The organism is Paenibacillus sp. FSL M7-1455 (assembly GCF_038004655.1).
GTDB classification, from domain to species: domain Bacteria; phylum Bacillota; class Bacilli; order Paenibacillales; family Paenibacillaceae; genus Paenibacillus_AQ; species Paenibacillus_AQ cookii.
Map to the genome: position 1 here is coordinate 5,110,739 of NZ_JBBORO010000001.1, position 22,802 is coordinate 5,133,540.

16 protein-coding genes, 3 rRNA genes and 2 riboswitches are annotated in these 22,802 nt (G+C 53.9%); all 19 genes read right to left on the minus strand.

Annotated elements, in window-relative coordinates:
• Positions 1-77: 77 nt before the first annotated feature.
• The 19 genes from purF to NYE48_RS23520 all read right to left on the minus strand — a co-directional run bounded on the left by purF (position 78) and on the right by NYE48_RS23520 (position 22,776).
• Complete coding sequence (gene purF, locus NYE48_RS23430) at positions 78-1,559, minus strand: amidophosphoribosyltransferase (RefSeq protein ID WP_341000136.1); 1,482 nt, start codon at positions 1,557-1,559, stop codon at positions 78-80.
• Positions 1,544-3,787: a phosphoribosylformylglycinamidine synthase subunit PurL gene (purL, locus tag NYE48_RS23435; protein WP_341000137.1), complete on the minus strand. Its 2,244-nt coding sequence runs from the start codon at positions 3,785-3,787 to the stop codon at positions 1,544-1,546. Before purL ends, purF begins: the two co-directional genes overlap by 16 nt.
• Positions 3,765-4,454, minus strand: a complete 690-nt coding sequence (gene purQ / locus NYE48_RS23440) for a phosphoribosylformylglycinamidine synthase subunit PurQ (RefSeq protein ID WP_036714264.1) — start codon at positions 4,452-4,454, stop codon at positions 3,765-3,767. Before purQ ends, purL begins: the two co-directional genes overlap by 23 nt.
• A gap of 5 nt (positions 4,455-4,459) precedes the next feature.
• Positions 4,460-4,705 (minus strand): phosphoribosylformylglycinamidine synthase subunit PurS, encoded by a 246-nt coding sequence (gene purS / locus NYE48_RS23445; RefSeq protein ID WP_212952436.1) that lies wholly within the window; start codon positions 4,703-4,705, stop codon positions 4,460-4,462.
• 276 nt (positions 4,706-4,981) lie between these two features.
• Entirely contained in the window at positions 4,982-5,869 is an 888-nt protein-coding gene (locus NYE48_RS23450; RefSeq protein ID WP_341000138.1) for a phosphoribosylaminoimidazolesuccinocarboxamide synthase, read from the minus strand.
• A gap of 95 nt (positions 5,870-5,964) precedes the next feature.
• Positions 5,965-7,260, minus strand: coding sequence for an adenylosuccinate lyase (gene purB / locus NYE48_RS23455; protein WP_341000139.1), 1,296 nt, complete (start codon positions 7,258-7,260; stop codon positions 5,965-5,967).
• Positions 7,261-7,263: 3 nt separating this feature from the next.
• Complete coding sequence (gene purK / locus NYE48_RS23460; protein WP_341000140.1) at positions 7,264-8,445, minus strand: 5-(carboxyamino)imidazole ribonucleotide synthase; 1,182 nt, start codon at positions 8,443-8,445, stop codon at positions 7,264-7,266.
• Entirely contained in the window at positions 8,442-8,927 is a 486-nt protein-coding gene (gene purE, locus NYE48_RS23465) for a 5-(carboxyamino)imidazole ribonucleotide mutase (protein ID WP_212952428.1), read from the minus strand. Before purE ends, purK begins: the two co-directional genes overlap by 4 nt.
• Positions 8,928-9,142: 215 nt before the next feature.
• Positions 9,143-9,244: riboswitch (purine riboswitch) on the minus strand.
• Positions 9,245-9,444: 200 nt separating this feature from the next.
• Positions 9,445-9,879, minus strand: coding sequence for a universal stress protein (locus NYE48_RS23470; RefSeq protein ID WP_341000141.1), 435 nt, complete (start codon positions 9,877-9,879; stop codon positions 9,445-9,447).
• Positions 9,880-10,083: 204 nt separating this feature from the next.
• Positions 10,084-10,347 (minus strand): DUF1294 domain-containing protein, encoded by a 264-nt coding sequence (locus NYE48_RS23475; RefSeq protein WP_036714253.1) that lies wholly within the window; start codon positions 10,345-10,347, stop codon positions 10,084-10,086.
• Positions 10,348-10,477: 130 nt separating this feature from the next.
• Positions 10,478-12,613, minus strand: a complete 2,136-nt coding sequence (locus tag NYE48_RS23480) for a DNA topoisomerase III (protein WP_341000142.1) — start codon at positions 12,611-12,613, stop codon at positions 10,478-10,480.
• A gap of 175 nt (positions 12,614-12,788) precedes the next feature.
• A complete protein-coding gene (locus NYE48_RS23485; RefSeq protein ID WP_197070048.1) occupies positions 12,789-12,929 on the minus strand; it encodes a hypothetical protein in 141 nt (46 codons plus the stop codon).
• A 45-nt stretch (positions 12,930-12,974) separates the two neighbouring features.
• The gene (locus NYE48_RS23490) at positions 12,975-13,727 is read right to left on the minus strand and encodes an acyl-[acyl-carrier-protein] thioesterase (RefSeq protein WP_339323437.1); all 753 of its coding nucleotides are present in this window, start codon (positions 13,725-13,727) and stop codon (positions 12,975-12,977) included.
• A gap of 791 nt (positions 13,728-14,518) precedes the next feature.
• A 5S ribosomal RNA gene (gene rrf, locus NYE48_RS23495) occupies positions 14,519-14,635 on the minus strand.
• Between the two features lie 177 nt (positions 14,636-14,812).
• A 23S ribosomal RNA gene (locus NYE48_RS23500) occupies positions 14,813-17,860 on the minus strand.
• A 435-nt stretch (positions 17,861-18,295) separates the two neighbouring features.
• Positions 18,296-19,849 (minus strand): 16S ribosomal RNA (locus NYE48_RS23505).
• Together the 16S, 23S and 5S rRNA genes form the textbook arrangement of a ribosomal RNA operon.
• A gap of 321 nt (positions 19,850-20,170) precedes the next feature.
• Positions 20,171-20,536, minus strand: a complete 366-nt coding sequence (locus tag NYE48_RS23510; protein ID WP_341000143.1) for a hypothetical protein — start codon at positions 20,534-20,536, stop codon at positions 20,171-20,173.
• Between the two features lie 36 nt (positions 20,537-20,572).
• Complete coding sequence (locus tag NYE48_RS23515; RefSeq protein ID WP_212950114.1) at positions 20,573-21,943, minus strand: NCS2 family permease; 1,371 nt, start codon at positions 21,941-21,943, stop codon at positions 20,573-20,575.
• A 158-nt stretch (positions 21,944-22,101) separates the two neighbouring features.
• Positions 22,102-22,201: riboswitch (purine riboswitch) on the minus strand.
• A gap of 113 nt (positions 22,202-22,314) precedes the next feature.
• Complete coding sequence (locus tag NYE48_RS23520) at positions 22,315-22,776, minus strand: RidA family protein (RefSeq protein WP_036707512.1); 462 nt, start codon at positions 22,774-22,776, stop codon at positions 22,315-22,317.
• Positions 22,777-22,802: the final 26 nt, after the last annotated feature.

A 22,802-nucleotide genomic window follows, 5' to 3' on the forward strand; every position in this document is an offset into this window, starting at 1 on the left:
ATGAAAACGAGCGTTAACGTATACGTGATAAAATTTTTATCTGATGAACTTTCACGGCTGTCATCACGGTCAAACGCTTAACAGCCGCAGCCGAACTTCTCTTCGCCGTCGAAATCGAGGCGCGTCGGGTAATCGTTGTCGAAGCAGGCCAGGCAAAGACCGCCTTTATAATCCGCCTCGTTATTTCCCGCGATTGCCGCGATCAACCCCTCGGGGCTTAAAAATGCCAACGAATCCGCATTGATCTCGCGACAAATTTCTTCCACGGTCCGTGACGAAGCGATCAGCTCGCGCCGGTCCGGCGTGTCGATGCCGTAAAAACAAGGGTTTTTGAACGGCGGCGACGTAATCCGCACATGCACCTCGACGGCGCCCGCATCGCGGAGCAGATTGACGATCCGTCTCGAAGTCGTGCCGCGGACGATCGAATCGTCGATCATGACGACCCGCTGCCCTTCCACCACGCGGCGCACGGCGCTCAGCTTCATATTGACGCCCTGCTCGCGCAGCTCCTGGCTCGGCTGGATGAACGTCCGGCCGGTGTATTTGTTTTTGATGAGACCCAGCTCATACGGAATCCCGGTCTGTTCGGCATAGCCGATGGCCGCCGAAATGCTGGAATCCGGCACGCCGGTCACGATGTCCGCATCGACAAACGATTCGATCGCCATCTGGCTGCCCATGCGCTTCCGCGCCGCGTGCTGGTTCGAGCCGTTCATGTCGCTGTCGGGGCGCGCAAAGTAGATGTATTCCATCGCGCACAGCGCTTTGCGGTGTTTTTTCTCGTCAAAGTGGCCTTCATGCAGCCCTTCGCGGTCCAGCACCAGCAGTTCGCCCGGCTCGATGTCGCGCACGAATTCCGCGCCGATCGTCTCGAACGCGCACGTCTCGGAAGCGAAAATATACGCATCGCCGAGTTTGCCCATGCTGAGCGGGCGCAGGCCGTGAGGGTCGGAAGCCACCAACAGCTTGTCGTTCGTCATGATCAGGAACGCATAGCCGCCGACGATCCGGTTAAACGCATCTTTCGCCGCTTCAACCAAATCCTTCGGGGAACGGGCGATCAAATGCGCGATCACCTCGGTGTCGCTTGTCGTTTGGAAAATCGAGCCGCTTTCCTCCAGCTCGCGGCGGATTTGCGGCGCATTGACGATATTGCCGTTGGTTGCCACGGCGAGATCCCCCGCGCGGTATTTGAACACGAGCGGCTGCGCGTTCGCCAGCTTGCTGTCGCCGCTGGTCGAATACCGGACATGGCCGATGGAGATGGAGCCGGCAAGAGACGACAGCAAGTCTTTGTCGAAGACCTCCTTCACCAGCCCCATGCCGCGGTGAAAATGAAACTCCTGACCGTCGCTGACGCAAATCCCGGCGCTTTCTTCCCCCCGGTGCTGCAGGGCATGCAGCCCGTAATAGGAAAGGGATGCGGCATCGGGGTGTCCGTATACCCCGAATACGCCGCATTCTTCCTTTAATTTGTCGAACAGGCCTTCCTTGCCCGCCCCTTCATTATAATAGTCTCCGGTCCACAGCGGCTGGGATGCTATTTCATGAGACATGGAATCGCATCCTCCCAGACCTGGCGCAAACCTTCCACCGGTTCGTTCACGGCCTGCGCGTCGTTGATCGTCACGGCCAGGCTTTCGCCGCCGACGGAACCGATCCGCGTCACGGGCACTCCGCGTTCGGACAGATAGGCTTCCAGCTTGTCGGCTTGCTCCCGGCTTGCGGACAGCAGAATCCGCGACTGCGATTCGCTGAAGAGCGCCACGTCGCTGCGCAGCTGCGTGCTGAGCGAAACTTGGGCGCCGATGGAACCGCTGATGCAGGATTCCGCCAATGCGACCGCGAGCCCGCCTTCGGACAGGTCATGCGCGGATTGGACAAGCCCGCTCTGGATTGCGCCGAGCACGCCGGCAAGCAATGTTTTCTCCGTATCCAAATCAAGCGCCGGCGGACGTCCTTCCGTCAGGCCGTGAACGGCATACTGGAATTCGCTGCCGCCGAGTTCGGCTTTCGTTTCGCCGAGCAGGAAGATGACGTCCCCTTCCTGTTTGAAGCCTTGGGTCGTGATATGGTCCGTGTCATGCAGCAGACCGACCATGCCGACCACCGGCGTCGGGTAAATCGCGCCGCTCGCGTTTTCGTTGTACAAGCTGACGTTGCCGCCGATAACCGGCGTGTCGAGCACGCGGCAGGCTTCGGCCATGCCGTCGACCGCACGTTCCATTTGCCAGAAGATGTCCGGCTTTTCCGGGCTGCCGAAGTTCAGGTTGTCCGTAATCGCCAGCGGCTCCGCGCCGGAGCAGACGATGTTGCGGGCCGCCTCGCTGACGGCGATTTTGCCGCCGACTTCCGGATCGAGGTACACGTAACGGCCGTTGCAGTCCGTCGTCATGGCGAGCCCTTTGCGCGTGCCGTCGATCGTGATCACCGCCGCATCAGAACCCGGGCGCACCGCCGTGCTGGTGCGGACCATATAGTCGTATTGGTTGTACACCCACGCTTTGCTGGCGACGGTCGGAGAAGCCAGTACCTTTTTCAGGGCGCCGCCCAGATCTTTGACTTCTTCATAACGCAGCGTATCTACGTTTTCGTTTTCTACATAATAAGCAGGCACGCTCGATGGCTTCTCGTATACCGGGCACTCGTCGACCAGCGCCTGTACCGGCATGTCGCCGACCAGCTCGCCATGATGGAACAGCTTCAAACGTCCGTCGTCCGTCACTTTGCCGACTTTGGCGCAGATGACGCCCCAACGCTCGAAAATTTCCATGGCTTGGGCTTCGTCCTTCGGTTCAACGACGAACAGCATCCGTTCCTGCGATTCGGAAAGCATCATTTCATACGGCGTCATGCCTTCCTCGCGCTGCGGCACCTGGTCCAGGTACAGCTCGAGGCCGTTGCCCGCCTTGCTCGCCATTTCCGCGCTGGAGCAGGTGAGGCCCGCTGCGCCCATATCCTGAATCCCCAGCACGATGCCGGTGTCGATCAGTTCGAGGCAGGCTTCCATCACGAGTTTTTCCATGAACGGATCGCCGACCTGAACGGCCGTTTTTTTGGCTTCCGACTCTTCGCTCAGCTCCACGGACGCGAATGTCGCGCCATGGATGCCGTCGCGGCCCGTCGGAGGTCCGACGTAAAATACCGGGTTGCCGACGCCTTTGGCGACGCCGCGCTGGATTTTGTCATGATCGATGAGTCCGACGCACATCGCATTGACGAGCGGATTGCCGTCGTAGCTGTTGTCGAACATCACTTCGCCCGCCACGGTCGGAATGCCGATGCAGTTGCCGTATCCCGCGATGCCGGAAACGACATGTTCAAACAAGTATTTGACGCGTTCGCTCTCCAGCTTGCCGAAACGGAGGGAATTCAAGAGGGCCACCGGTCTTGCGCCCATGGAGAAAATGTCGCGGATGATGCCGCCCACCCCGGTCGCCGCGCCTTGGTAAGGCTCGACGGCCGATGGATGGTTATGGCTTTCGATTTTGAATACGACGGCCTGGTTGTCGCCGATGTCGACGATGCCCGCGCCTTCGCCAGGACCCATCAGGACGCGAGGTCCGCTGGTCGGGAAGCGGCGCAAAAGCGGCTTCGAGTTTTTGTACGCGCAGTGCTCGGACCACATGACGCTAAAAACGCCGATTTCCGTATAGTTCGGGAGGCGGCCCATAAACGAGCAAATCAGTTCATATTCGCTGTCCGATACGCCAAACTGCTGATAAATTTTCTGTTCCGCAATCTGCTGTGCGGTCGGTTCCTTAGCGGACACTTGCTGTGCCATGGGTATCCCTCCAAGCCTTCAGGATTGATGTAAACATGCGTTTTCCGTCCGCAGAGCCGAGCAATTCGCTGACCGCCCGCTCCGGATGCGGCATCATGCCGACGACGTTGCCCCGTTTGTTGGAAATGCCGGCAATGTCGGCCAGGGAGCCGTTCGGATTGTCCTTGTACGTAAACACGATCTGGTTATTTTGCTGAAGCTCTTTTAACGTCTCTTCGTCGCAATAATAATTGCCTTCGCCATGGGCGATCGGGATGACGATTTCTTCGTTCGGCGCAAAATCGTTCGTAAACGGCGTTTTATTGTTCACGACCTGAAGCACCGTGTCATGGCAGCGGAATTTCAGGGACGTGTTGCGGAGCAGCACGCCGGGCAGCAAGCCCGCTTCCGTCAAAATCTGAAACCCGTTGCAGATGCCAAGAATGTATTTGCCTTCTTCCGCCGCTTTCGCCACTTCGCTCATGACCGGCGCAAACCGGGAAATCGCCCCGCAGCGCAGGTAGTCGCCGTACGAAAAACCGCCCGGAACCAGAATGCAGTCATATGCGGAAAGATCGGTAGCCGTATGCCACACGTAATCGACAGGCTCTCCAACCGTTTCCTGCACCGCTTTGTAGCAGTCGATGTCGCAGTTGGAGCCAGGAAAAACGAGAACTGCAAATTTCATGGATGTTAGCCCTCCAATTCGTAACGGTAATCCTCAACCACCGTGTTTGCCAAAAGCTTTTCGCACATCTCTTTGACGCGGCGCTCGGCCTCGGCACGGTCATCCGTGTCCAGGCTAAGCTCCATATATTTGCCGATGCGCACACTCTCTACTTCCTGAAACCCCATCGAATGCAGCGCTCCCTGCACCGCAACGCCTTGCGGATCGAGTACGCCCTGCTTAATCGTGACATAGACCGTAGCTTTCAACATATTCCTCTAGTTCCTCCTCAGGTTAGATCGATAGAATGAGCTGATGATAAATGCTTTATTTCAATCTTAGAAGTATGTGACATTACGCGGCGTTGACCGCTGCGGTTACGGATCGTTCTTCCGATCGCTGTTGTCTCCAAAATTATTGGAATTAAGATTCAAAGGTATAATTACGGAGACAAAGGCGACCGCTGCCGCTTCTTCAGATCGATTCCGTCCCCTCCGCTACTTCCACTTCTTAAATTGAACTGAAGAAAATATTTTTCCTAAGCGGCCTTACGCCCGCTCGGTCAACCGATGATAAATGTCCTGATAGCGGCGGGTGGTTTCTTCCACCACTTCCGCCGGAAGCGGATCCGGTTGGCTGTTTTGGTCCCATGTCGTCGACGCCAGATACGTGCGGACAGGCTGTTTGTCCATGCTGTCGATTTCGATGTCCAGCGCATATTTTTCTTTGGCCCAGAACCGGGAACAATCCGGAGTGAAAATTTCGTCGATGAGGATGACCCGGCCGTCCAGGATGCCGAATTCGAACTTGCAGTCCGCCAGAATGATGCCGCGCTCCGCGCAGTAGTCCCTGGCAAACCCATACAGCTTCAAGCTTTTCTCCTGAAGCTCAAGGGCAAGCTCCTCGCCGATCATCGCCTTCATTTGATCCATCGAAATGTCTTCGTCGTGCCCGACGTCGTTTTTCGCGGCCGGCGTGAAGATCGGCTCCGGAAAGGCCTCGTTTTTCCGCATGCCCTCGGGAAGCTTGATCCCGTTGACTTCGCCCGAAGCTTGATACTGCTTCCAACCGCCTCCGGTAATATAACCCCGGACCACGCATTCGATGTCGATGCGTTTCGCTTTGCGGACGACCATGATCCGGTCCTTCAAAAGCGTTTTGTCCTTCGCGATAGGTCCGAGGCGCTCCACGTCGGTATGCACCACGTGATTGTCCATCAGCTCCCGCGTTTGGTCGAACCAGAAGGCGCTGAGCCGGTTCAGGACGTTTCCTTTTTCCGGCACGGCGGGCTCCAGCACATAATCAAAAGCGGATATCCGGTCCGTGACGACGATCAGCGTATGTTCCCCCAGATCGTACAGCTCGCGAACCTTGCCTTTGTAAAGCAGCGGCGCATCAACAAGTTCCACAGCGGTGGATACGGCCGGTGATGTCATGTGAATCCTCCCCATGTTGTGGATCAACACTGAAAATCAGTTTTAGAACGCTAACTTCGTTTAATCCCTGTTCAATGTTGATCCACTTTTTTTCTTTATATCAAACCAAGTCTTTTGAAAATCGTATCCACATGCTTCAAATGCCAGGATGGGTTAAACGCGTCTTCGATGTCTTCCGGGCTCAGCACGCTTGTAATTTCCGGCGTGGCCTCGATGATCTCGCGGAACTGGCGCTGCTCCTCCCATGCCTGCATTGCCCGCGGCTGCACGGTATCGTACGCCTGCTCGCGGCTGAAGCCTTTGTCTATCAGCTTGGTCATGACGCGTCCGGAGAACGGCACGCCGAAGGTGCGGCTCATGTTGCGCTTCATGTTTTCCGGGAACACCGTCAAGTTTTTCACGATATTTCCGAAGCGGTTCAGCATGTAGTTGATCAGCATCGTCGCATCCGGCAAAATGACACGCTCCACCGAGGAATGCGAAATGTCGCGTTCATGCCAAAGCGCCACGTCTTCGTACGCCGTGACCATATGGCCGCGGATGACGCGGGACAGGCCGGAAATGTTCTCGCAGCCGATCGGGTTGCGTTTATGCGGCATGGCCGACGAACCCTTTTGGCCCTTCGCAAAGGCTTCTTCCACCTCGCGGACCTCGCTCTTTTGCAGGGCGCGGATTTCCGTCGCGAATTTGTCCATCGACGTCGCGATCAGCGCCAGCGTCGCCATATATTCGGCATGGCGGTCGCGCTGCAGCGTTTGCGTCGAAATCGGAGCCGGGCTGATGCCGAGCTTGCGGCACACGAATTCTTCGACGAACGGATCGATGTTCGCGTACGTGCCGACGGCGCCGGAAATTTTGCCGAATTCCACGCCTTTGGCCGCATGGCGGAAACGCTCGAGGTTCCGTTTCATTTCTTCATGCCACAACGCCATTTTGAGTCCGAACGTCGTCGGTTCGGCATGAACGCCGTGCGTGCGTCCCATCATCGGCGTGTCTTTGTAAGCAATCGCTTTGTCTTTCAAAATGTCGATGAAGCGGATCAAATCCTGCTCGATGATTTCGTTCGCCTGGCGCAGCAGGTAACCGAGCGCCGTATCCACCACGTCGGTCGACGTCAGGCCGTAATGCACCCATTTGCGTTCCTGCCCGAGGCTTTCGGACACGGTACGCGTAAAAGCGATGACGTCATGGCGCGTCTCCTGCTCGATTTCGTAAATGCGGTCGATGTCAAAGGACGCCTTCTCCCGCAGCAGCTCGGCGTCTTCTTTCGGAATGACCCCGAGCTCCGCCCATGCCTCGCAAGCGCAAATCTCGACTTCGAGCCAAGCCTTAAACTTGTTTTCTTCGGTCCAAATGGCCCGCATTTCCGGTCTGCTGTAACGTTCGATCATGAATTATCCTTGCCTCCAAATATGAGTTTGTTCGACCCAATCCAGCGCATGCTGGACGTCTTTGCACAACAAATTGATATGGCCCATTTTGCGGCCGGTCTTGCTTTCAGTTTTTCCATATAAATGAAGCTTAGGCACGATGCCGAATTCATTCAGCGAAGGATCCGGCACCCCTGCCCGCTTCACGGCTTCATCCAAATGCTGCCCTAATACGTTCACCATGACGACCGGGCTGAGCAGCGTCGTATCCCCCAGCGGAAGATTGCAAATCGCCCGGATATGCTGCTCGAACTGCGAGGTGGCGCAAGCCTCCATCGTGTAATGCCCGGAGTTGTGGGGACGCGGCGCGACTTCGTTGACGTACAGTCCGCCGTCCTCCGTCACGAACATCTCGACGGCCAGAAGTCCGGCTACGTTCAGGCTTTCCGCCAGCCGTTCCGCCAGCTTCCGCGCCTCCCGCTGGATGCTTTCCTCGACCCGGGCAGGGACGATCGACAGATGCAAAATGCCGTTCACGTGAATGTTTTCCGACACCGGAAAGCTTTTGATTTCCCCTTTCGGGCTGCGGGCGGCGATGACGGAAACTTCGGCGCGGAACGGAATGAATTTCTCCAGAACCAGCTCGCTGCCGGATGCCGCCAGCTCCCGGTATGCCGTTTCCAGTTCGTCCGCTTCGCGAATAACCGCCTGCCCCTTGCCGTCATATCCTCCGGTTGCCGTTTTCAGCACGCAGGGAAGACCAAGCTCGCCGGCCGCGACGACCAGGCTTTGCAAATCCGTCACTTCGCGGTACGGGGCAACGGGAACGCCCGCCGCTTCGATCGCTCGCTTTTCGCGCAATCGGTGCTGGGTGGTGTACAGCAGGGCGCTGCCCTGCGGCACATAGGATTCCCGCTCCAGCAAGGCGGCAACGCCGGCGTCGACATTTTCGAATTCGTACGTGATGACGTCCGACCGTTCTGCCAGTTTCCGCGCCGCTTCTTCATCGCCGTAGGCCGCTTCGATCTGCGGCGTCACTTGTCCGCACGGCGACCCGGGCGTCGGATCGAGCGTGACGAACCGGTATCCCATGGCCGTCCCGGCAAGCGCCATCATCCGCCCGAGCTGGCCTCCGCCCAAAACGCCGATCGTCGCTCCCGGGAGGAGCGTTTTTGCTTGGAGCTGGCTTGGCTGTACGTTACTCATAGCGAATCACTGCTTTCCATCACTTCGTTGCGGATGTGATCCCGGCGCGCTTGCACCCGGTTCTGGATGACAGGGTCCGAAGCCCCCAAAATTTGGGCCGCCAACAGTCCCGCGTTTGTCGCGCCGGCCTGGCCGATGGCCACCGTCGCCACCGGAATGCCCCCAGGCATCTGCACGATGGACAACAGCGAATCCAGCCCGTTCAGCGCTTTCGTCTGCACCGGCACGCCGATCACCGGCAGCACCGTTTTGGAGGCGACCATCCCCGGCAAATGCGCGGCACCGCCCGCACCTGCGATGATGACTTTAATGCCCCGCTGCGCGGCTTCTTCCGCAAAGGAAAACATCAGATCCGGCGTACGATGCGCGGATACGACCTTTTTCTCATAAGGAATGTTTAATTCATCAAGGACTTTGCATGCGTGCTGCATCGTTTCCCAATCGGATTTGCTGCCCATAATCACTGCGACCAATGCTGACATGCTTCCTACCTACTTTCCTTGTGGTTTTAGCGAAATTGAGTTCTGCTTTGGTTGAGCTTATTTTAGTGAGAGCCTGAAATAAGACCAAAAGGCCCGGTCCCAAGAAAATGGCGATTTTCAGGATACCGGACCATGTCAGGAATACGCATGGCGCGCTCGAAAGCTTCCCGCGGCAAACAGGCAGACGCCAAGCCCGAAAGAGGCCGCTTTAGCCTCTCCTGGCAGTATTCCCTCGTAGTCCGGAAATTTACGGTTCCCGGGTAGAAACTTCCGGGCCTTATTCCCGGCATTATACGAGTCGTTTTCAGTTGGAAATTGTTCGTGAATAGCGAAAGCCCCCGTGGTATGGCGACTTACATCTACAGTTTAACAATCCCCTACATCACATGTCAACTCAAACACGAACAATTAAAATAGATATGTAATTAATGTTCGCTTTTTAGCTCCATCCAATTAAAAAGCAAGCCAGCATGCCTTTCGATTCCGGCACACTGGCTTACATTTTCATATTTTCGCTTTATTTGATCACAAGAACAGGTATGCGCGCATGCTGCACCACGTTATGGCTGACGCTGCCGAGCACGAATTCACGGATTCCGCCAAGTCCCCGGCTGCCGATGACGATCACGTCCGAGCCATGTTCCTGGGCATATTTCAAAATCGTTTCCGCCGGCGCCCCTTGAATCAACTCCGCATTGTAGCTCACGCCCGCATCGTCCAAGCGTTTTTTCGCTTCCTCCACCGTCTGTTCCGCAAGATCATAATAATCTTTGTTGACCGAAGCAGGGATCGGCGCCAATCCTTCACCGATAAACACGCGCGGAAAATCGAACGCATGCACGACTTGAATGACCGAGCCTGGAGCCGCTTGGGCAAGCTGAACCGCTCTGTCGAGCGCCCGGTTGGAAGCTTTGGAACCGTCGTAAGCCAGAAGGATGTTGGAAAATAACATGTGAACCCACCTCTTCTTTCTCTGTTTTGTTGGACCGCCGCAACTTTGCAGAAGCCGGCAACCTTCTCTTTTTATTACACGCAAAGATAAAGGAAGAAACTTCTAGTCAAAGCCTCGGAGCCACAGGAAACAAACCGTCGTATAAAGAAAGAAATCCGATGATGCCCGTCAACAGGGTCTTGCCTCAGGTCGATGCGAAAAGCCTTACCTCAAAAAATAGGCATACAGAACGGCATTGATGAACAGCAGCACCGGGATGCCGATCCGGAAGCTCAAGTGGCGCGTTTTGTGGCGCTTGCGGTACATGGCGATCCATACGCCCAGCGCCCCGCCGATGGCCGCCAGCAAAAACAGCGTTTTTTCCGGCACGCGGTCGCGCCTGTTTCTTGCCCTTTTCTTATCTTCCGACATGACCAGGTAGCCCACTGCATTGATAAAAATAAACCATACCCAAAGGGCTGTCCTCACCCGGAGAACCACCTCCGTTCTTACTGCCTACCTTCATTATAAATCCGCATCCCGGCGGAAACAATGGACAAACTCCAAACCATAACGGAAGATACGCCCGCAAAAGATCGGGTAGCGTCGATATTCGTCGTTACTTGTCGTTTTTCTGCTCCAAGGCCGCTTTTAACAGCTCGCCCAGGTTGGATACGGCAGCCGATTCCTGTTTGGCATATTTTTCGACCAGTTTGCGCGCTTCCCTTTTGTTGACGTGGTTATGATCCTTATTGAGCGTTTCGGTAAAACCGCATGGCAGGCACTGCACGTACAAGCCGGCTTTGCCTTCCTTGAGCTCCATCTTTTTGTGGCATGTCGGGCAGCGGCGATTGGACAGCCTTTTTTCGTCCGAACGGCGGTAGCCGCAGTCATCGCTCGGGCATACCAGCATTTTGCCGCGTCTGCCCTTTTTCTCGAGGAGCCGGGTTCCGCACTGCGGGCAGTGGCTGTTCGAGACGTTATGCGGTTTGTACCCTGCTGAGCTGTTTTTGACCTCGGCCACGAGCTCCTTGGACATTTGGCGAATGCCCTCGATAAACGGCTCCGGCTTGCCTTGGCCGCGGGCGATTTTTTCGAGTTCGGCTTCCCAACGGGCGGTCAGTTCCGGTGTACGCAGCTCGGGCGCCACCAGCTCGATCAGCTGTTTTCCTTTTCCGGTCGGATGCAGCAGGTTGCCTTGGCGCTCGATCGTATCGGAATTGATCAATTTTTCAATGATGTCGGCCCGCGTCGCAGGCGTCCCGAGTCCATGCTTTTCCATCTGCGAGAGGAGGCTGGCTTCGGTGTAACGCTTCGGCGGAAGCGTTCTTCCTTTCTGGACGTGCACGCGCTGCACTTTGACCGAGTCGCCTTCGCGAAGTTCGGGGAGCAGCACCGGACTGTCGTCGTCATCCCCGTCGTTGTCGTCGTCGGACAAATCGTCCGCATCCGCGCCGTACACTTCCCGCCAGCCGGCATCCTTGATCGTGGTGCCTTTGACGTGAAGCTGCTCGCCTTCGACCTGCACGACGACGCTCACGTTGTCATAACGGGCAGGCGGATAAAACAGGCTGATAAACCGCCGCACGATCAAATCGTACAGCTTGCGCTCTTCCGTGCTTAGCTGGTTCAGCAGCACCGTCTCTTCCGTCGGAATGATCGCGTGGTGATCGCTGACCTTGGAGTCGTCGACGATTCGTTTGGACGTAGGCAGGTTTTTGCGCAAAAGCGGACGGGCCAGCTGCGCATACGGGCCGACGGCCACGCTCTCCAGGCGTTCCTTCAGCGTATGAACCATATCCGACGTTAAATAACGGCTGTCCGTGCGCGGATAGGTGACAAGCTTATGCTGCTCATACAGGCGCTGCAGCACGTTGGACGTCTGCTTGGCGGAAAATCCGTATTTGCGGTTGGCGTCCCGCTGAAGTTCGGTAAGGTCGTAAGCGAGCGGATGCGGCTCGACCTTCTCCGATTTTTTCACCTGCGTGACTTTGCCGTATTGTCCTTCGAGTTTCTTTTTCACCGTGTCGGTTTGCTGGCGCTCGAAGATGCGCGCATCCCCGTTTTTGCCGCGCCAGGTTGCCGTGAAGCTGCCAAAATCGGCCTTCAGCGTCTCGTATTCCTGGGACCGGAAATTCACGATTTCATTTTCCCGGTTCATGATCATGCCGAGCGTCGGGGTCTGCACCCGCCCTGCGGACAGCTGCGCCCCGAATTTGACGGTCAATGCCCGGGTGACGTTCAGCCCGATCATCCAGTCGGCTTCGGCCCGGCAGCGCGCCGATTCGTACAGTCGGTCGAACTGGTTGCCCGGACGCAGCGAAGCAAAACCCTCCTTGATCGCTTTGTCGGTTTGCGAGGAAATCCACAGGCGCTGGAACGGTTTGTTCCAATGGGCCATTTTCATGATCCACCGGGCCAGAAGCTCCCCTTCGCGCGCCGCGTCGGTGGCGATGATCAGCTTGTTGATATCCTGGCGTCTGGTCAGCGACTGCACGATTTTGAACTGATGCCCGGTTTCACGGAGCACCTTCAGCTTCATCGTTTTCGGCAAAATCGGCAAATCCTCCAGATTCCAGGTTGCGTATTTGTGGTCGTAATCTTCGGGTTCGGCCAGGCCGACCAAATGCCCAAGCGCCCAAGTCACGATATATTGTGGGCCTTCAAAATATCCCTTATGCTTTTCCCTGCTGCCCATGACCCGCGCGATTTCGCGTGCAACGGACGGTTTTTCGGCTAAAACGAGCGATTTCATTATGTATCCACCCTTTCTTCCGTCCTATTATAACATTGATTGCGGCTGCGAATGCAAAGGACGATGAAACCCGACCGATTTGGTTCAAATCGTGAAAACGACAAAATCCCCTCAGTGGGCATCACGTCCGATGACGGTACCTTTCTGAAGGGATTTCAGGTGGTGCGGTGTTCGCCTAATCCTGTTCCTGCTTCGGAATCTCGTTCAGGCTCGGCGGAAATTTAGCAGCTTTATCCGGATGCAGCGTTACGTTTTCCTCTTTCCTGCTCGCTCGGTTTTGCTGGTTGTTGATTTTGAGCGGTTTATGATGCGGCATGCTTATCCCCCCTTACCGTTTAGCCATCCCCTGATCCGCGCCGAATTATCCATGACTGCGTTCGGTTTCTTTTAATAGAAGATAAGCATCAAAATAATGCGTCCCGTCCCCGGCTTGTCCGCTTACGTAAATGCGGCCGTCCGTCACCTCGGACCTTTTGACCTGAATTTCATCGCCCAAGCGGGCTTCGTGATGATACGTGATTCGGAATCCGGCGTACGTAAGGCCGGCAAGCTCGTCCGGGGTCAACGTATCCATGCATAAATCGGCATAACGCGAATTGTTCAGATGGCCGTTGGCGTCGATCCCGCTGTATCGCACCACGGATCGGTACGCGTCCCGAAGAGGGACGTCCTCCGGGATGGTGACTTTATCCGGCGTTTCGCCCGCCGAGTCCTCTTCGTTGATGTAGACGTCAAACGGGAATTTGGACGGCCTTAGCATTCTCCGTTTTTGAATGTCGACCAGCGCCCAAATGCTGCACGCTTCGGCAATGATATCCCCGCCGGAATAGATCCGGAAATCCCGCTGCCACAGCGCTCCCTTCGGTCCTTTGTTCCAGGTTTCGATCGCGATTTCCTCCAGCGCCTTCGGCATCCGGCCGATACGCAAATCCATCGTCATCAGCATCCAGCCCATACCCGCTTCGATCATCTGGTCTCTCGTCGCCCCTAGCTGCTCCAAATCGGCATCCGCCGTTCTTTGGGCGAGCGACAGCAGCACCGACAGCCTTGCTTCGGATTTATAATCGATATCGTTGGAATGTATCAGGTAGGTTTCAGTCCATTTGTTGCCCATAGCTCTCTCCCTTTTCGAGTAAAAATTGATCGTCCCGGCGCGTACCTTTTTCGTTGTCCGAACTTCCCATGAATTGCAGCCTGCGCACATCCTCTTATGTATTAAAAGCTCGGGAATGCTCATCCTAAAGGTAATCCATCAACAGGGTAACGAAGCGAATATTACGGATTTCATGGCCTTCATGTTAAGGGTTCGGGGGTTGTAATCCCATACATAAAGCATACTCCTAGTTTTTATTTTATTCAAAGCGGCGTAATCGCCGTCATGTTCAGGGAAGTTCCCTTGCTGGGCCATCCGGTCAGATCCGATCATGCTCGATGTCATGATGCCCCAAATAGACGGAATTCAAGCATGCAAGGAAGTTCGTGAGGATGGCGAGGATAGAAAAGCCCGCCAAAACTATATGCTTTGACGGGCTTCTAGGCTTTATGTGGATATCGGTATTTCCGCTACTGCTTAGCTTCAAAGGATAGTTCGCAAACTTACAGGACGACCTTTAAACGCTTTCAAAAGTTCGTTATTCATAATGTGAATAAAAATTTGAGAATATCGACGTTTTGAACCTTTCATGCCATGAATCTGTGTATTATGGGGATGAATTTGTGAATTTGTGGAGAACTTTTTGTGAGAATCTCCAAATTTACAAAATTCGATTTATTTTTCTGTGCATAAGTCCATTTTCCAGAACAAAACTCGGATGAGCTTGTGGATGAAAATTTCCAATTTCGCAAAGATATCCACAGATGGGGACAAAAAAACCACTGTCAATGTTTCATCAACAGTGGTCCTTCGCTTGGCAGCGTCCTACTCTCCCAGGACCCTTCGGTCCAAGTACCATCGGCGCTGGAGGGCTTAACGGTCGTGTTCGGGATGGGTACGCGTGGAACCCCTCCGCTATCGCCACCAAACAGGATTTTTGCGCTGCTTTTGCTTCGGAGATCACTCACCAGCAAAATATCCATCCTCTAAAAGGATTTGCAGCTTCAAAATCATTCAGATGTTTGATCACCTGAAAACTAGATACGAAACGTTTGCGTTTTAATAAAGCATATGCTTCCGTAGCGAGCTTTCTTTCAGAAAGCTTTTAGGATAAGCCCTCGACCGATTAGTATTGGTCAGCTCCATGCATTGCTGCACTTCCACCTCCAACCTATCTACCTCGTCGTCTTCAAGGGGTCTTACATACTGGGAAATCTCATCTTGAGGGGGGCTTCACGCTTAGATGCTTTCAGCGCTTATCCCGTCCGTACGTAGCTACCCAGCCATGCTCCTGGCGGAACAACTGGTGCACCAGCGGTACGTCCATCCCGGTCCTCTCGTACTAAGGACAGCTCCTCTCAAATTTCCTACGCCCACGACAGATAGGGACCGAACTGTCTCACGACGTTCTGAACCCAGCTCGCGTACCGCTTTAATGGGCGAACAGCCCAACCCTTGGGACCTACTTCAGCCCCAGGATGCGATGAGCCGACATCGAGGTGCCAAACCTCCCCGTCGATGTGGACTCTTGGGGGAGATAAGCCTGTTATCCCCAGGGTAGCTTTTATCCGTTGAGCGATGGCCCTTCCATGCGGTACCACCGGATCACTAAGCCCGACTTTCGTCCCTGCTCGACTTGTAGGTCTCGCAGTCAAGCTCCCTTCTGCCTTTGCACTCTTCGAATGATTTCCAACCATTCTGAGGGAACCTTGGGGCGCCTCCGTTACTCTTTAGGAGGCGACCGCCCCAGTCAAACTGCCCGCCTGACACTGTCCCCGTACCGGATCACGGTACCAGGTTAGAACCTAGATACGATCAGGGTGGTATCCCAACGTCGCCTCCACACAAGCTGGCGCTCATGCTTCTTAGGCTCCCACCTATCCTGTACAGATCGTACCCAAATCCAATATCAAGCTGCAGTAAAGCTCCATGGGGTCTTTCCGTCTTGTCGCGGGTAACCTGCATCTTCACAGGTATTAAAATTTCACCGGATCTCTCGTTGAGACAGCGCCCAAGTCGTTACGCCATTCGTGCGGGTCAGAATTTACCTGACAAGGAATTTCGCTACCTTAGGACCGTTATAGTTACGGCCGCCGTTTACTGGGGCTTCGGTTCACAGCTTCGGGATTACTCCCTAACCGCTCCCCTTAACCTTCCAGCACCGGGCAGGCGTCAGCCCGTATACTTCGCCTTACGGCTTCGCACAGACCTGTGTTTTTGCTAAACAGTCGCTTGGGCCTTTTCACTGCGGCCCCCTCGTGCTATTCACACTACCGGGGCACCCCTTCTCCCGAAGTTACGGGGTCATTTTGCCGAGTTCCTTAACGAGAGTTCTTCCGCGCGCCTTAGAATTCTCTTCTCGCCTACCTGTGTCGGTTTGCGGTACGGGCACCTTCACCTGGCTAGAGGCTTTTCTTGGCAGTGTGAGATCATGACCTTCGGTACTATAATTTTCCCTCCCCGTCACAGCCCAGCCTTAACGATGTGCGGATTTGCCTACACATCAGCCTCACTGCTTGGACAGACATCCATCAGTCTGCGTCACTACCCTCCTGCGTCACCCCATCGCTCATAGCGGTTTACGGTGGTACAGGAATTTCAACCTGTTGTCCTTCGACTACGCCTTTCGGCCTCGCCTTAGGTCCCGACTTACCCTGAGCGGACGAGCCTTCCTCAGGAAACCTTGGGCTTTCGGCGGATCAGATTCTCACTGATCTTTTCGTTACTCATACCGGCATTCTCACTTGTATACGCTCCAGCGCTCCTTACGGTACACCTTCAACGCTGCATACAACGCTCCCCTACCCCTGAATCGACTTCACTCCGCCTTCGAAGTGTGTTTAACCCCTGAGAGCATTTGGTCATCCTTGATTTCATCTCAAGTCTGACATAAATGTTCATCTCAGGCTCACTACCTCAAAGAAGCAGTGAAGTCGATTCAAGCCATAGCTTCGGTGGTGTGTTTAGCCCCGTTACATTTTCGGCGCAGAGTCACTCGACCAGTGAGCTATTACGCACTCTTTAAATGGTGGCTGCTTCTAAGCCAACATCCTGGTTGTCTGTGCAACTCCACATCCTTTCCCACTTAACACACACTTGGGGACCTTAGCTGATGGTCTGGGCTGTTTCCCTTTTGACAATGGATCTTAGCACTCACTGTCTGACTCCCGGTCAATCAGTCTATGGCATTCGGAGTTTGACTGAACTTGGTAACCCTTGCGGGCCCCGCACCCAATCAGTGCTCTACCTCCACGACTGTACAACCGAGGCTAGCCCTAAAGCTATTTCGGGGAGAACCAGCTATCTCCGAGTTCGATTGGAATTTCTCCGCTACCCCCACCTCATCCCCGAATTTTTCAACATTCGTGGGTTCGGGCCTCCAGTGCGTGTTACCGCACCTTCACCCTGGACAGGGGTAGATCACACGGTTTCGGGTCTACGCCCACGTACTTATTCGCCCTATTCAGACTCGCTTTCGCTGCGGCTACGGCTTCTCACCTTAACCTTGCACGGGAACGTAACTCGCCGGTTCATTCTACAAAAGGCACGCCATCACCCCTAAAACGGGCTCTGACTTCTTGTAAGCACACGGTTTCAGGTTCTATTTCACTCCCCTTCCGGGGTGCTTTTCACCTTTCCCTCACGGTACTGTTTCACTATCGGTCGCTAGGGAGTATTTAGCCTTACCAGATGGTCCTGGCAGATTCATACGGGGTTTCACGTGCCCCGCACTACTCGGGATCCGTCTCGGAGGGAACTGACTTTCGGCTACAGGGCTTTTACCTTCTATGCCGGGCCTTTCCAGACCTCTTCGCCTAACCAGTTCCTTTGTAACTCCATGTGAGACGTCCCACAACCCCGGCCAGCAAGCTGACCGGTTTAGGCTAATCCGCGTTCGCTCGCCGCTACTGACGGAATCACTATTGTTTTCTCTTCCTCAGGGTACTTAGATGTTTCAGTTCCCCTGGTATGCCTCTTCACATCCTATGTATTCAGATGCGAGTGACTGACTATTACATCAGCCGGGTTTCCCCATTCGGACATCCCCGGATCAAAGCTTGCTTACAGCTCCCCGAGGCAGTATCGTTGTTCGCCACGTCCTTCATCGGCTCCTAGCGCCTAGGCATCCTCCGTGTGCTCTTAGTAGCTTAACCTTCGACTCCTGTTTGCCTCGCTTCGCTCCGTTGTTTTGTGCTTCGCACAAAGCCAAAGTCGCTCTTCGATTCAAACACTCGTCTGCTACCTTCATTACTTGGTCTTACATGTAAGACACAAGCAGCTATGATGAATTTCAATTTGACGCGAAGCCAAATTTAAAATCATCAGAAAAGGATATTTCTAAAACGCAAATTCGTTTCGTTATCTAGTTTTCAAGGATCAACAATCAATTTTTCGGTTCATCACGGATGTGTGAATGAAAATTTGATTCAAATTCCGGTTTTTCAACCGGACTTATATCATACCATCCACAGCACTTCTTGTCACCAAGCAAGTTCTGGAAATCGTATGCGAGAGTTTGAACTCTCAAAACTGACCAACGAGTGAGATCATATTTGTACCGCTTCGCTCAGAAGCGAGGTACTCCATAGAAAGGAGGTGATCCAGCCGCACCTTCCGATACGGCTACCTTGTTACGACTTCACCCCAATCATCTACCCCACCTTCGGCGGCTGGCTCCTTGCGGTTACCCCACCGACTTCGGGTGTTGTAAACTCTCGTGGTGTGACGGGCGGTGTGTACAAGACCCGGGAACGTATTCACCGCGGCATGCTGATCCGCGATTACTAGCAATTCCGACTTCATGCAGGCGGGTTGCAGCCTGCAATCCGAACTGAGACCAGCTTTGATAGGATTGGCTCCGTCTCGCGACTTCGCTTCCCGTTGTACTGGCCATTGTAGTACGTGTGTAGCCCAGGTCATAAGGGGCATGATGATTTGACGTCATCCCCGCCTTCCTCCGGTTTGTCACCGGCAGTCATTCTAGAGTGCCCACCTTAAAGTGCTGGCAACTAAAATCAAGGGTTGCGCTCGTTGCGGGACTTAACCCAACATCTCACGACACGAGCTGACGACAACCATGCACCACCTGTCTCCTCTGTCCCGAAGGCCGCCTCTATCTCTAGAGGATTCAGAGGGATGTCAAGACCTGGTAAGGTTCTTCGCGTTGCTTCGAATTAAACCACATACTCCACTGCTTGTGCGGGTCCCCGTCAATTCCTTTGAGTTTCAGTCTTGCGACCGTACTCCCCAGGCGGAATGCTTAATGTGTTAACTTCGGCACCAAGGGTATCGAAACCCCTAACACCTAGCATTCATCGTTTACGGCGTGGACTACCAGGGTATCTAATCCTGTTTGCTCCCCACGCTTTCGCGCCTCAGCGTCAGTTACAGCCCAGAAAGTCGCCTTCGCCACTGGTGTTCCTCCACATCTCTACGCATTTCACCGCTACACGTGGAATTCCACTTTCCTCTTCTGCACTCAAGTCACCCAGTTTCCAGTGCGAACTAGAGTTGAGCCCTAGCCTTAAACACCAGACTTAAGTGACCGCCTGCGCGCGCTTTACGCCCAATAATTCCGGACAACGCTTGCCCCCTACGTATTACCGCGGCTGCTGGCACGTAGTTAGCCGGGGCTTTCTTCTCAGGTACCGTCACTCGGATAGCAGTTACTCTACCCGACGTTCTTCCCTGGCAACAGAGCTTTACGATCCGAAAACCTTCATCACTCACGCGGCGTTGCTCCGTCAGGCTTTCGCCCATTGCGGAAGATTCCCTACTGCTGCCTCCCGTAGGAGTCTGGGCCGTGTCTCAGTCCCAGTGTGGCCGTTCACCCTCTCAGGTCGGCTACGCATCGTCGCCTTGGTGAGCCGTTACCCCACCAACTAGCTAATGCGCCGCAGGCCCATCCGTAAGTGACAGATTGCTCCGTCTTTCATTACCACTCCATGCGAAGCGATAAATTATCCGGTATTAGCTACCGTTTCCGGTAGTTATCCCGGTCTTACGGGCAGGTTGCCTACGTGTTACTCACCCGTCCGCCGCTAACCATCAGAGGAGCAAGCTCCTCATCAAGTCCGCTCGACTTGCATGTATTAGGCACGCCGCCAGCGTTCGTCCTGAGCCAGGATCAAACTCTCCAAGAAAGGTCGAACTTCGTTCGACCGACGATTGAAAATGGGTCAAACTCGGCTGAGTCGATCATTTTCAATCCGCATCTTCGAAAGAGCTCTTAGCTCATTTTGAATCTGACGAGAAATAATGAATTTTTCGATTGAGCAAAGCCTAATCGGAAATTTCATTATATTAATTCTCATTTATGCTCGACCACCGATCCGGACAGTTGTCACGAACCCGATGATCTCGCGTTTCGGTTTCGTTGCCGAAACCTCATATCTCACTCGTTGTTCAGTTTTCAAAGATCAAACTTCACTCGCCATCGTCGAAGTTCTTATCGGCGACAACTTTTATATTATAACATGTCCGACTGTTTTATGCAAGCTCTTTTTAAAATCTTTTTTTGAAGCACTGCTTGCTTCGAATTCATCAATGTTGTTCATCCCATTTCGTGGTCGCAACATCATGTTTTCTTGGCCGGAATTAGAATATACCATGTACAGAAACATAATGCAACCTTTTTTAAAAAAAACTAAATGATTCATTTTACTTTTCATTCTCCAAAACCGTGCTGTAACCGACATCACCCCGGTACGTCCAAAGCCAGACGCAATGAGCCAGGTAAAATTTTTAAGCAGCTGCCCGATCGAAAAGAAACCCAAAGGACATTCGATAACGGCAAGATGAGCAAAACAAACAAAAGGGCCGCTCTCCACTCGAAGGAAAGCAACCCTTTTTCTACTATATAATATTTATTCTGTTCCCAGGAACACGAAACGGAAAATAACGATGACCGCAAGCACCCACATCAGCCAATGGATTTTCACTTTGCGCTTCATCGCGATGTTCGCGAAGATCGCCAAAATGACGTAGGACAAAATCCCGGCCGAAATACCGTTCGCAATCCCGCCGGTGAACGGCATCAAAATGATCGTCAAAAACGCAGGGAAAGCTTCAAAGAAATCATCCCACTCGATGTTGCGGACTTGGCTCATCATAAGCACGCCTACGACGATCAGCGCCGGTGCCGTTGCCGCCGAAGGAACCACCAGGGCAAGCGGAGCGATAAACAGGGACAAAATGAACAGCACGCCCGTCGTGACCGCCGTCAGGCCTGTCCGTCCGCCTGCTTCGACGCCGGCGGTGCTTTCGACGAAAGCCGTCACCGTGCTCGTACCCAAAACCGCGCCTGCGCTGACGCCGACGGCGTCGACCAGCATGGCTTTCCCGATCGTTTTTTCGCCTTTTTCCTTGTTTTTCATCAGACCGGCGCGAGTCGCCGTACCGACCAATGTTCCGAACGTATCAAACAATTCGACAAACGTGAAAATAAATACGATATCAAACAAACCGATGTGAAGAGCGCCCTTAAGGTCCAATTGACCTACGGCCAGATTCGTAAAGGAAGGAATCCAATTGGCATGCGCCAGGCCGCTCAGGTCCGTCACGCCCATCGGAATGCCGATCAACGTCGTTACGACGATCCCGATGAGCAAGGCGCCTTTCACGCGCAGCACCATCAGGACGGCGATAAACAACAGACCGATCAAAGCTAGAAGAGCATCTTTATGCGTAAAGAAGTCGCTAAGCATCAAGTTGAAGTTCGCGCCGCCGACCGGCTTGCTGGCATCCGTGCCCGCATTGACCGAAATGGAAATCAGGTTGCTCAGCTTAAAGCCGACGATCGCGATAAACAAACCGATGCCGACCGTAATCGCGTTTTTCAGGTTTTGCGGAACGGCCGTCATCAGCATCTGCCGAACCTTCGTCACGGTCAAAATGAGAAATACGATACCCGAGATAAATACGGCGCCCAGTGCCGCCTGCCAAGTGATCGCGCCGTTCGAGCTGAGCACCACCGTCATAAAATAAGCGTTAAGCCCCATGCCCGGCGCCAAAGCGATCGGAATGTTGACGAACAATCCCATCAGGATCGTTACCAAGCCCGCTCCCACAGCCGTCGCAAAAAATACTCCCTCATTCGGGATGCCGGCTCCGCCTTCGCCCAAAAACAGCCCGTTGACGAACAGGATGTATGCCATGGCCATAAAGGTCGTCAGACCGGCAATGATTTCTGTCCTTACATTGGTTCCGTGTTCCTTTAACTTAAAGAAACGCTCCATTTTTACAGAATCCCCCTTAGAAAATGTGTCAGGACGACAAAAAAAGGCCCGCAGACCGTTACAGATCCGCAGGCATTATGCAAAAGGAAGAGATCGCTACCCGTGCACGTCCTGACAAACAGCCTTACGAATAAGGTGTGCCAAGCGCATGCAGGTTATCCGCATCCCTTCTTTTTCGTAGCCAGATCATTACGGTGATCTCGTAGAGACTCCCGGGCCGATTCCCGGGATTATACGAAAAAAATGATGATGTATTGTCGTTTCTTACATCATTTATTCTAGGGAGACGCGCGAAAATTGTCAATATAAAAAACGAATATTAAATCGCCAAATAATGTCCATTGTTCGGAATTAACATTTTTATCTAAATTCTATTCGATTTCGACGATCAATTCGATCTCTACCGGCGTATTAAAAGGCAGCTCATTCGCGGAAATCGCGGAACGCGCGTGTTTGCCCTTTTCACCGAAAATTTCGACCAGAAGCTCGGAAGCCCCGTTAATGACGTACGGCTGTTCGACGAATCCGTCCGCGGAATTGACGAAGGCCAGCATTTTTACCACCTGTTTGATCCGGTCCAAATCGCCCAAATGCTCTTTCAGCACGGAAATCAGGTTGATCATCACCTGGCGCGCCGCATCATACCCCTGCTCCACCGTCAGGTCGCTGCCCACTTTCCCCGTATATTTCAGCTTGCCGTTGACGCGGCAGTCGTTGCCGGAGGTATACACGAGGTTGCCGACGGTTTTGGCCGGAACGTATTCCGCTACCGGAGTCGGAACCTTTTCTAAGACGATCCCTTTTTCTTCGAGAATTTTTTCGATTTTTGCCATGATGGTCATCTCCCTTTTAAATTTAG

Bases quoted from the DNA above. Each gene is read 5' to 3' on its own strand.
- NYE48_RS23480 (WP_341000142.1), bottom strand. From the start codon at position 12,613: ATGAAATCGCTCGTTTTAGCCGAAAAACCGTCCGTTGCACGCGAAATC.
- purE (WP_212952428.1), bottom strand. From the start codon at position 8,927: ATGTCAGCATTGGTCGCAGTGATTATGGGCAGCAAATCCGATTGGGAA.
- NYE48_RS23485 (WP_197070048.1), bottom strand. From the start codon at position 12,929: ATGCCGCATCATAAACCGCTCAAAATCAACAACCAGCAAAACCGAGCG.
- purS (WP_212952436.1), bottom strand. From the start codon at position 4,705: ATGTTGAAAGCTACGGTCTATGTCACGATTAAGCAGGGCGTACTCGAT.
- purB (WP_341000139.1), bottom strand. From the start codon at position 7,260: ATGATCGAACGTTACAGCAGACCGGAAATGCGGGCCATTTGGACCGAA.
- NYE48_RS23470 (WP_341000141.1), bottom strand. From the start codon at position 9,879: ATGTTATTTTCCAACATCCTTCTGGCTTACGACGGTTCCAAAGCTTCC.
- purF (WP_341000136.1), bottom strand. From the start codon at position 1,559: ATGTCTCATGAAATAGCATCCCAGCCGCTGTGGACCGGAGACTATTAT.
- NYE48_RS23450 (WP_341000138.1), bottom strand. From the start codon at position 5,869: ATGACATCACCGGCCGTATCCACCGCTGTGGAACTTGTTGATGCGCCG.
- NYE48_RS23520 (WP_036707512.1), bottom strand. From the start codon at position 22,776: ATGGCAAAAATCGAAAAAATTCTCGAAGAAAAAGGGATCGTCTTAGAA.
- purQ (WP_036714264.1), bottom strand. From the start codon at position 4,454: ATGAAATTTGCAGTTCTCGTTTTTCCTGGCTCCAACTGCGACATCGAC.
- NYE48_RS23515 (WP_212950114.1), bottom strand. From the start codon at position 21,943: ATGGAGCGTTTCTTTAAGTTAAAGGAACACGGAACCAATGTAAGGACA.
- purL (WP_341000137.1), bottom strand. From the start codon at position 3,787: ATGGCACAGCAAGTGTCCGCTAAGGAACCGACCGCACAGCAGATTGCG.
- NYE48_RS23490 (WP_339323437.1), bottom strand. From the start codon at position 13,727: ATGGGCAACAAATGGACTGAAACCTACCTGATACATTCCAACGATATC.
- purK (WP_341000140.1), bottom strand. From the start codon at position 8,445: ATGAGTAACGTACAGCCAAGCCAGCTCCAAGCAAAAACGCTCCTCCCG.